At 49.5% G+C, this 10090-nt stretch carries 9 protein-coding genes and 1 pseudogene; 3 read left to right on the top strand and 7 right to left on the bottom strand.

Going from position 1 to position 10090, the window contains the following annotated elements:
• Window positions 1-248: 248 nt before the first annotated feature.
• A complete protein-coding gene (locus ACK5JN_RS20695) occupies window positions 249-1157 on the top strand; it encodes an SDR family oxidoreductase (protein ID WP_416871876.1) in 909 nt (302 codons plus the stop codon).
• 21 nt (window positions 1158-1178) lie between these two features.
• Here ACK5JN_RS20695 and ACK5JN_RS20690 read toward each other — a convergent pair.
• Both ACK5JN_RS20690 and katE read right to left on the bottom strand, forming a co-directional pair.
• Window positions 1179-1316, bottom strand: a pseudogene (locus ACK5JN_RS20690) (hypothetical protein); the annotation flags it as partial.
• A gap of 213 nt (window positions 1317-1529) precedes the next feature.
• Window positions 1530-3806, bottom strand: a complete 2277-nt coding sequence (gene katE, locus ACK5JN_RS20685) for a catalase HPII (protein WP_416871875.1) — start codon at window positions 3804-3806, stop codon at window positions 1530-1532.
• Window positions 3807-4154: 348 nt separating this feature from the next.
• Between katE and ACK5JN_RS20680 the strand changes: the two genes are divergently transcribed.
• Window positions 4155-5300, top strand: coding sequence for a YbdK family carboxylate-amine ligase (locus ACK5JN_RS20680; RefSeq protein ID WP_416871874.1), 1146 nt, complete (start codon window positions 4155-4157; stop codon window positions 5298-5300).
• A gap of 214 nt (window positions 5301-5514) precedes the next feature.
• A complete protein-coding gene (locus ACK5JN_RS20675; protein ID WP_416871873.1) occupies window positions 5515-6720 on the top strand; it encodes a serine hydrolase domain-containing protein in 1206 nt (401 codons plus the stop codon).
• Here the strand turns inward: ACK5JN_RS20675 and ACK5JN_RS20670 are convergent.
• The 5 genes from ACK5JN_RS20670 to ACK5JN_RS20650 all read right to left on the bottom strand — a co-directional run bounded on the left by ACK5JN_RS20670 (window position 6713) and on the right by ACK5JN_RS20650 (window position 10075).
• Window positions 6713-7078 carry a hypothetical protein gene (locus ACK5JN_RS20670; RefSeq protein WP_416871872.1) on the bottom strand — a complete coding sequence of 122 codons (366 nt, stop codon included), beginning with the start codon at window positions 7076-7078 and terminating at the stop codon, window positions 6713-6715. The two genes, ACK5JN_RS20675 and ACK5JN_RS20670, sit on opposite strands and share 8 nt — an antisense overlap.
• Before the next feature lie 67 nt (window positions 7079-7145).
• The gene (locus ACK5JN_RS20665) at window positions 7146-7226 is read right to left on the bottom strand and encodes a hypothetical protein (protein ID WP_416871877.1); all 81 of its coding nucleotides are present in this window, start codon (window positions 7224-7226) and stop codon (window positions 7146-7148) included.
• A 55-nt stretch (window positions 7227-7281) separates the two neighbouring features.
• Window positions 7282-7626 (bottom strand): DUF1294 domain-containing protein, encoded by a 345-nt coding sequence (locus ACK5JN_RS20660; RefSeq protein WP_416871871.1) that lies wholly within the window; start codon window positions 7624-7626, stop codon window positions 7282-7284.
• Window positions 7626-8117, bottom strand: a complete 492-nt coding sequence (locus ACK5JN_RS20655) for a glutathione peroxidase (protein ID WP_416871870.1) — start codon at window positions 8115-8117, stop codon at window positions 7626-7628. The genes ACK5JN_RS20660 and ACK5JN_RS20655 overlap by 1 nt, the downstream gene beginning before the upstream one ends.
• Window positions 8118-8146: 29 nt before the next feature.
• Window positions 8147-10075, bottom strand: coding sequence for a putative bifunctional diguanylate cyclase/phosphodiesterase (locus ACK5JN_RS20650; RefSeq protein ID WP_416871869.1), 1929 nt, complete (start codon window positions 10073-10075; stop codon window positions 8147-8149).
• Window positions 10076-10090 lie beyond the last annotated feature (15 nt).

The raw sequence follows: 10090 nt of genomic DNA, 5'->3' as shown, positions 1-10090 counted from the left end.
CAAATTTAATGATGGCATTCATCATTTCCCTTATTTATATATCAACACATTACTATTCTCTCTCAAGGCTTATTTATGACTGAAATGACATTAAGACAAGCTAACTCACCGATAACACCCCCACCCCCAAAAAAATAATTAAAAACATAAAGCCAGGATTAATCTTATACGGAAATCATTAAGATACAAGCAGCGATTTTTGAACTACGCTTAGTAGTTCTTGCAAATAAATATATAGAGGTGATGGAATGGCGAATAAATACGATGAGAAACAGGGTACGAATATGACAAATTCAGAACTTTTTCCTGTTCCACCTTTTCCACACCAAAAACAACCTTTTCCAGGACTTGCCGGAAAAATGCAACCACGTCCAGATCATGGGGAAGAAAGTTATCGGGGAAGCGGTCGCCTTACTGACCGAAAAGTGTTAATTACTGGAGGTGATTCAGGTATTGGACGAGCAGTCGCAATTGCGTTTGCGCGTGAAGGCGCGGATGTGGCAATTAACTACCTGCCTGATGAAGAACAGGACGCTCGTGAGGTCGTCGATCTGATTCAGAAAGCAGGAAGGAAAGCCGTGGCACTCCCTGGTGATATTCGTGAAGAGACATTTTGCCAGCACCTGGTTAGTCAGGCGGTTAAGGCCTTAGGTGGGCTCGATATCCTGGTCAATAACGCGGGTCGCCAGCAATTCTGTGAGTCGATTGAGGAACTTACAACTGAAGCCTTTGATGCAACATTCAAGACCAATGTCTACTCACTATTCTGGATCACAAAAGCGGCAGTCCCCCATTTACCCCCGGGGGGCGTAATTATAAACACCTCATCGGTTCAAGCCTACGAGCCCAGCGAGATCCTGCTGGATTATGCTCAGACCAAAGCGGCGATCGTAGCTTTTACAAAATCGCTGGCAAAACAACTGGCACCGAAAGGGATCCGGGTCAATGCCGTTGCCCCCGGTCCCTACTGGACGGTTCTTCAATGCTGTGGCGGCCAACCACAGGAGAAAATTGAGCAATTTGGTGCCAATTCACCGCTCGGTCGACCGGGTCAGCCAGCGGAAATTGCGCCACTTTATGTCACCCTGGCTTCCCCAGAGAACAGCTATACGTCCGGGCAGGTCTGGTGTTCTGACGGCGGAACCGGAACGTTATAACGCGTGATTGGAAGTGACAGCGGCCAGCGCCTGATTTCCGTCACGCAGGTCGGTTGAAAGCCAGCGTGGAGCGTGAGTCAGCCGCTGATTCGGCCACTGGCGGTCAGGCAGAGCAATGGGAATATGAGGGGAATATTTTTGCGAGGGTTCTTTCAACATGTTGTCGCTCCTTTGCGTTGGTTACCCGTTATCCTGCTTAATCAGGATGTGGATTACCGACGCAAAGGTGACAACTTATGTAGCGAAATTGACAGCGTTGTGGCCCGTGGATGAGGAAAACAATACTCAGATTGTTTTCCTCACGCTTTAGCGATGTTGTTCGCTGATTACCGGGAATGGCTATGCCGCTATCAGCCGCCACCCACCACATAATCAGGCGGGAATGGCAGCAGCTTTCGCGCTACGGCTCCATACCCGGTGTGCGGCCAGGGACTCAAAAAAGCTGTCCAGCATATCAGCAGAAATACTCTTATCCTGAATGATGCCGTCTTCTGCGGCGCTCTCGCGCCAAAGCGACGTCAATTTTTTGGCATCACCGCTCAGCCCAATCACTTTTAAATGCCGGTAGGCTTCCAGTAAATAATGCTGCGCTTCGCCGCTTTTCATTAAAGCAGCAGATATACCATCAGGGACGATAACCGCATCCACCGTGATCGAAGGCGCCCCGGCAAAGGTGGCATCAACGGGAATAGCGGAACCATCGCTGGTGGTAACCTCGCCCAACGTCTGAGCCAGGAGTTTAGGGTAGACCCCGCGTTCTTTTAGGGCGTTCAGCAGAGACAGCACGTCAGGGGCAGCGGCGTTATCAGCGAGCAGAATGGCCACGGTACGGCCTTTCACGCGCCCTGCTGACTGTGCGTATAAACTTAACGTGGGATCGCGCTCTACCCCACTCACAGGCTGGGGAGCCGGCGTATTGAGGAGGGCATCTGATAGCGGAATACCGAGCTGATGCGCCACTTTTTCCGCCAGTTCAGTATCGATATGGGCCAGATGTTCCACCACCCGGACGCGGATGTAAGCGCGCGCCACTTTACCCAGTTCGAAAGCGAAAGCATCGATAATATGCTGCTGTTCTATCGGCGTCTGACTTCGCCAGAACAGCGCTGGATGGGAGTAATACTCCTGGAATGAAGGGCTTCGCTCACGAACTTTATGGCCGTCAAGACGCTCCTGATAGCTCTCGAAGCCATCGTTTTCTTTCGTCCCCATGCTTTCACGCGGCCAGTTATTATTGAGGGAATTAGGGCTGTAATTGGCCGGGTTGGTATTGATCTCCATGCGGTGCATGCCATCTCGCTGCAGATTATGGTAAGGACATACGGGACGATTGATGGGGATCTCATGGAAGTTGGGGCCGCCCAGGCGGCTGATTTGCGTGTCGGTATAAGAGAACAGGCGCCCCTGTAGCAGGGGATCATTCGAAAAGTCGATGCCGGGAACAATATGTCCTGGGTGAAACGCTACCTGTTCTGTTTCGGCGAAGAAATTGTCGGGGTTGCGATTTAAGACCATTTTGCCGACCAGTTGGACCGGTACTAACTCCTCGGGAATGAGTTTTGTCGCATCCAGCAGATCGAAGTCGAATTTAAATTCGTCCTCTTCCGGAATAAGCTGCAGGCCAAGTTGATATTCAGGGTAATCCCCCGCTTCAATCGCTTCCCATAAATCGCGTCGATGAAAATCAGCGTCTTTGCCGGCAAGCTTTTGCGCTTCATCCCATAACAAAGACGCTTTACCCGCGACCGGTTTCCAGTGAAATCGCACGAAGGTACTTTTCCCCTGGGCATTGATTAGCCGAAAGGTATGAATACCAAAGCCTTCCATCGTCCGATAACTTCGGGGGATTCCCCGGTCAGACATGGCCCACATTACGTTATGCAGCGTTTCCGGCTGCAGGGAGACATAGTCCCAGAAGCTATCATGGGCGCTGGCTCCCTGAGGTATCTCATTGTGAGGTTCCGGTTTCACCGCATGGACAAAATCCGGGAACTTGATGGCATCCTGAATGAAAAAGACCGGGGTGTTGTTGCCCACCAGGTCAAATACGCCCTGTTCGGTATAAAATTTTGTCGCCCAGCCGCGAATATCGCGAACCGTATCGGCGGAACCCCGCGAGCCTTGTACCGTGGAGAAACGCACGAACACCGGTGTTTTTTGCCCTTTACGCTGTAAAAAATCGGCTTTTGTTATCGCCGACAGGCTTTCATACAGTTCAAAATAGCCGTGGGCGGCGGAACCTCGAGCGTGAACGATCCTTTCCGGAATCCTTTCGTGGTCAAAATGCGTCATTTTTTCACGCATGATAAAATCTTCCAGCAATGTCGGCCCACGCGCCCCCACTTTTAAAGAGTTTTGATCGTCGGAAATCTTTGTTCCCTGATTGGTGGTTAGCGTCTGATTATCATCTGATTTACGCTGGGCATGCAGCTGCTTAATTTTAGCACTCTCATCACTATTTTCTTTCAGGCTGCCTGGCGCGGTTGGGCTTTTACCAGGAAGGGAGTGGCCTTTCGCTGGCAGGTGCGAATTATCCCGCGGCGCGGTGTTTTGTAAGTGAAGAGTATCCTGCCCTGCTAAATCCGATTTTCCTTCAGCTTTAGAAGACGTTACATTATTTTTTAATGGTGGCGTTTTTTTGTTTCCCATGATAAATCCTCGACGACAAATTTCACGCTTTGCGAAAATATAATTGAGTGTTAGATCCTAGTAGTGAATTCGTTATCTAGCCAGAAAAAAGCAAAGCAACTGTTTTTATAGATCTTTCTAATTGGCAGCAGAAGTTAACAATTCCTAATTTTCGGCTAAAGCTTGTGAAATTAAGTGCAATTACTATAATTTTAAATACGATGCAATGTTATTTTTAAAAAGTAAAAAAATATATTTCTTCAGCAATTAGAAGAATATTATAACTGAATATTGTGGTGATTATTATCTTACTAAGAACAAGCGTCTGGCGCAGAGTGGCTCACATACGATTAATCCATAGGTGATTTTATGCTTGATCTTCCATTTTCGCCCTCCTCTACTCACAGCCTGGGCATTGAGCTTGAACTGCAGCTCATCGACCTCGATACCACCGAGTTATCTGATAAAGCCCTGGAAATTATCAAAGAATATAATGATGATGTTCATGTAAAAAAAGAGCTGACGCTTTCGACGATCGAGATAAATTCTTCTGTCCATACTGAACCTTTTACGCTGTATGAAGAGATGAGCCGCACCACACGAGGCGTGGCGGAGATCGCGAAGCAAAAAAATTGCGGACTCTGTGGCGGCGGACGCCATATCAGTAATATCTGGAAGGACCAGCTTATTACTCCGACGGAGAGATATACTGAAGTCCATCAGCACATTGGCTTTTTAGCCAAATTGTCCTGCGTTTTCGGGCAGCACATACATGTCGGCGTGCGTACAGGTGATGATGCAATCTATCTGTGTCATGCGTTAATCCCCTATCTCCCTCATTTTATTACTCTGAGTGCGTCGTCACCTTATTATCAATCTGAGGATACCCTTTTCGCCAGCTCACGATTTAGCGCGCGGAACTCTTTCCATACTTTTGGTGTTATCGAACACGATATTCGGCGCTGGCAGGATTTTGTCAGTTATATTGACGAGTGCACCGAACTGGACGTCATCCGCTCTCTGAAAGATATTTACTGGGAGGTCCGGCCAAAACCCGATTTCGGCACCATTGAGATCCGCACCTGTGATACCCCGTTAACAATATTTCATGCAGCCATGTTAGGTGGATATGCGCAGATGCTGGTGAAATATTTACTCAACAACAGAAATAAGAGAGTCCGTGCACGGGAAAGCATCATCTTCGCCAATACGTTTAACGCACAGCGATATGGTTTTGATGCCCCCTATATCGACGCAGATCAGCACCAGCGCATATCGATAAAGACGCACATCCGACAAACCCTGACTGAGCTAGAAAAGGAAGCTGACGATACGGAAAGGAAGGTATTAAGTTATATCGCCGATTATATCTCTCAGGGGATTAATGATGCGGATGAGATACGAAACAAAGTGCAGCAGGGAATGTCCGAGAGCGACATCATTCGCGCAATGATGGATATGTTAGTGCCAACCGAGCACATTACGCATAGTACAAAAACTATTATCCAAAAGTGAGGTAATGCAATGATGGGGGCCAGCTAAGCGAGCTCGTCAATTTTCGTACCAGGTACAAAACCGGCCCCTTTTATCCCCCTGAAAATCCCCTTTCCAGGTGAAACACCCGCCACACAAGCCACCACATCGGCCAACATGCGGCAAAATTGCCTATAAACACGCTGAATGTGATACATTTCCCGCGCGCCATTGACCACCACCCACGCCACCAGGTATGCAGAACATCACTAAAAAATTTCGCTGGCTTTTGTTTGTCATTCCGTCACTCAGCGGTTGCGGTACGCTCTCACAAATGTCCTCCCCGGAAGGTACTCAGGAACTCCTCACCCATCAATCGCTGGATGGCGACATTGATAGCGTGGTGCGGCACTATATGGCGCAAAAATCGGTCCCAGGGATGACGGTGGCGGTGATTCATCATCACGGCTCACCGCAGTTTTACAGCTGGGGCATCACCGATGCGGTCCATCGCCATCCGGTCAAATCCGATACCCTGTTTGCGCTGGGTTCACTCAGTAAAGGCGTCACCGCAGAAGTGGTGGCCTGCCTGGTCAATGAAGGGCAGCTGAACTGGAACGATAACCTGACAACGCTGCTACCGGCCGGCACTCCGCTGAGCGCGGATGCGCAGAAAATTACCCTGCTGGAACTGGTGACCCACTCTTCCGGCCTGCCGCGGCAAAATATGGATGTTTCAATGCTGGGAAAATTCATCAGCTATTTAGGCAGCGGTGAGAATTTTTACGGTGAACTGGATAGCGATAACCTGCTGCATTATTTAGCCAACTGGCAAGCGCCGCGCAGCAGAGTGCCGGAATATTCCAATACCGGCTATGCGCTGATCGGCTATATCCTGAAACACAAGACCGGTCAGGATATTCAGACGTTAGCCTCACACTATATTTTTGAACCGCTGAAAATGACCAGCAGCAGCTTTACTCCCGAGAAACTAAAAGGATATTCCCTGCGCGCGCTGGGCCACGCGGGCGATCAGCCGAAGTTTATCCCCCGTGGGCGGCTCACCCCGGACTGGCATTTTTCTAATAATATGGTGGCCGCCGCCAGTTTATACAGTAACGCCGAAGACCTGGCCGCCTACGCCCGCTATCACGTGTCGGCAACCGGCAATCGCGCTCTGGATAAGGTGTTTACCGAAGTCAGCCATACCTCTATTCAACGCCCCGACGGTTTACAGGGTATCGCCTGGATCACCGATTTTATCGACCAGCAGAAAATTACTTATCAGGTCGGTTATATTGGCGGCTACTCCAGCTTTATCGGCTTTGATAAGCAAAAAGGTAATGCGGTAGTGGTGCTGCAAAATGCATTTAACTGGAGTAACTATATCGGTATCGCGATATTAATGGATATGGCGAAAAACGCGTCTCCGCCGCCTGGTGTTAAAGCTCACATTAATTAGGGCATAAACCACTGGGCTTTTTAAGCGGCCCGCATTCCTCAAAGCCATAAACGTCGTAGCCTTTACTTTTCATGCAGTCAAAAATACGCTCATTACGTTCCACGGATTGTTTCAACGTTTCACCCTCACGGATACCACTCAATCCCCAGTTTTTGCTATCGAGATTTTCGCTTCGATCGACGCCACAGCTATAAAGCGCTTCTTTTCGGTCGCGGATATTTGTCTGCCCGGTGGCGGGGTCGACTTTCTGAAAGACCTGTATCCAGGGGACGAAGCGATAGTTTGAGGAGTCCATATTATCCACTACGCAGCCGGTTAACAGCAATACCCCACCCAAAACCATACCATTGATATTCAAGATATTCTCCTTAGTCCATCCGGTGTTACATGCTCAGAGGACGACAAAACAGCGCCAGCAGCAGCTGTCATACCACCATCAGTATTAAGTCACGATAATGGTCTGCGCCGCATTCCGGGCAGTGCCATTTACGCACATCCATAGGCATTTTTTGCATGGTGAAATCGCAACAGCTACAGCGTAAAGACGACGAAATGCGCCGTTCAGAAAGCCTGACGTAGCGAGAAGTAATAGATCGCCGCCATCAGCAAAATACTCGCTATCATGCTGATAATAAAATACGTTTTGAATGGCTGCTTTTGTGTTTTATGGCGAAAAAGCTGCTGGCCCACCATCGCCCCGCCCCACCCGCCGACAAAACCCAACGTCAGCAGGGTCACTTCAGGTACTCTGCGCCAGTCTTTACGCGCGGCCAATTTATCCACGCCGTAAATCACGAAGGTCAGCACGTTGGCCAGCAGCAGCCACATCGCAACGGGATGCGGCGTCAAGATACTCGCTAACGCCGCGAGAACCAGCAGTAAATAGCAACCACGATTGAGATTCATCACTCTCCTGGATTTTTTAGTGCGGTAATAATCGCGGTTTCGATCTTCTCCGGCGTGGAGATCGGCGCAAAGCGCTTGAGCGGCTTACCGTCGCAACCGACGAGAAATTTGGTAAAGTTCCACTTGATCCGCCCGCCCAGCACGCCGGGCAATGCGTCTTTCAGATAACGAAACAGCGGATGCGCGGCGGCGCCGTTAACGTCCACTTTTTCGAACATCGGGAAGCTCACGCCGTAGTTGATGTAACAGGTGCGGGAGATGTCATCGGCACCGCCGGGTTCCTGCTTACCGAACTGATTACAGGGGAAGCCCAGCACCACCAATCCCTGAGCGGCATACTTTTTATAGAGCGCTTCCAGGCCCGCATATTGCGGCGTAAAGCCGCAGTGGCTGGCGGTGTTCACCACCAGAACCAGCTTGCCGGCGTAGTCGGCCATCGCAATTTGCTGGCCGCTCAGGCTCGTGGCGCTCAGTTGATAAAAGGAGGTCATATCAAATCCTCTGAAAAATTCGTGGTCATTTAGCCGTTTCTGATCCGGCTATCGACGCATGGAAGAGGTTTGCTAAACAGGTATCCCTGGGCATAGTCGCAGCCTAACGCCTGAAGACTTTCCAGCTGTTCCTGGGTTTCAACCCCTTCGGCCACCGCCTTCATACTGAGGGATTTCGCCATGCCCGTAATCAGCTTGATGATATTCAGGGTATCTTCCTGGGTCGATATCGAATGGACAAATGACTTATCTATTTTGATTTTATCGAAGGAAAGCCGGCTCATGCGCGAAAGCGACGAGTAGCCCGTACCAAAATCATCGATGGAGATTTTCACCCCCAGCGCCCTGAGCTTGTTTAGCGTATTCATCGGCGTGCTGCTCTCATTAAAGAGCGAAGATTCCGTCACTTCCAGTTCCAGACGGTCGGCGGGAAGGCCGGTTTCTTTCAGCGCGGACAGCACGATCCCGGCAAAGTCTTTGCAGCTTAGCTGGACGGGCGAGACATTGACCGAAATTTTCGCCGGTACGGCCCAGGACGCCGCCTCCCGGCAGGCCATTTCCAGCACCGATTTCCCCATCTCGATAATCATCCCGGTTTTTTCCGCCACCGGGATAAAGCTATCCGGCGCCAGCAGGCCCTTCAGCGGATGTATCCAGCGGATCAGAGCTTCATAGCTGTAAATTTCACGGCTGAATGAATCAACAATCGGCTGATAATAAACCACGAATTCCTTATTCACTAATGCCATTGCCATATCATGTTCAAGCGTTCTGCTTTCTTGCAGTTTTTCTAACATCCGTTGCCGGAAAACTTTTATCTTCCCGGAGCCTTCATTTTTGGCTTCATAAAGGGCCAGATCGGCAAATTTATAGAGATAGTCAGAGCGGCGCTCGGTGCCTGAGATGACAATACCCACGCTGGAAGTCATATTGATAATCGTATTATAAATCGTGTACGGCTGGTTAATCGAATCACCTATTTTTTGCGCGCGTGAAACGGCCTGGCTCTCCGTCAGGCCGCTCGAGATAAAGGCAAATTCGTCGCCTCCCAGGCGATACAGCGTATCGGCATGCTGGCTCATTGAAATAAGACGGTGGGATATCTGGCGTAACAACATATCGCCGACATCGTGGCCATAGGTATCGTTAACTTCCTTGAAGCGGTCTAAATCAAACAGCATCACCGTCACCGAGCCGTGGTTTTTTTCGGCGGTTTCGATGATGTTATTTAGATTCTCCCAGAAAAAATGACGGTTATTCATCCCGGTCAGAGAGTCATGGTAAGCATCATATTCCAGTTTGGCATTCTGGATTTGCAGTTTTCCCTGGGAGTCCTGAAGCTCATCAGCCAGACGCTTTACCTGTCGATGCGCCTGTAAGATGTTTCGGTTCTGGTAGAAGATCAGCACGCCGAGTATCGCACTCAGGATGATCAGCAGTACTGACGTCGCTGAATAGATGTAGTACAGCGTTTGAATTTTGAGGTTAGCATTATTAATCGAGTTAACATCTTTGTTTAATGCGCCGGAGGAAAGACGGCCAAGCGGCACATCAAGGGTATGCATTTTTTTCAGGTATGCCTGAAGTGCAGCACGGTCCATGCCCTCAAGATGCGCATCCAGATATTTAAGCGTGTTATCGAGCTTTACCGCCAGCTCATGATTGGCTTGATTGCTGTTGATATAATGGCCTAAATCCCCTTCGGTCAATAGGTCGCTCTGGCTGAGCATAATATCGAGACGCAGACGCACGTCGTCGATGGTCATCGTCTTATCAAAAGTGTAAAGGCCCAGCCACGATTCGAAGCGGTAATATTCTGACACCAGCTGTGCTGCCGACCAGGAGTTGGCGTAGTGCGTCAGCTTCTGTAACTCTTGCTGCCTTTCATGCACCAGAAAAGAGATATACCCGGTAGCGATAAAAAGAGAAAAGATAATGCCCGCCAGTATTCTGTTCATAATGTACGTCTGAAC

The sequence above is a fragment of the Kluyvera sp. genome (genome assembly GCF_047971185.1).
In the GTDB taxonomy this organism is placed as follows: domain Bacteria; phylum Pseudomonadota; class Gammaproteobacteria; order Enterobacterales; family Enterobacteriaceae; genus Kluyvera.
Note: the sequence above shows the minus strand (reverse complement) of the source record. Positions and strands in the feature narration are given on the sequence as shown.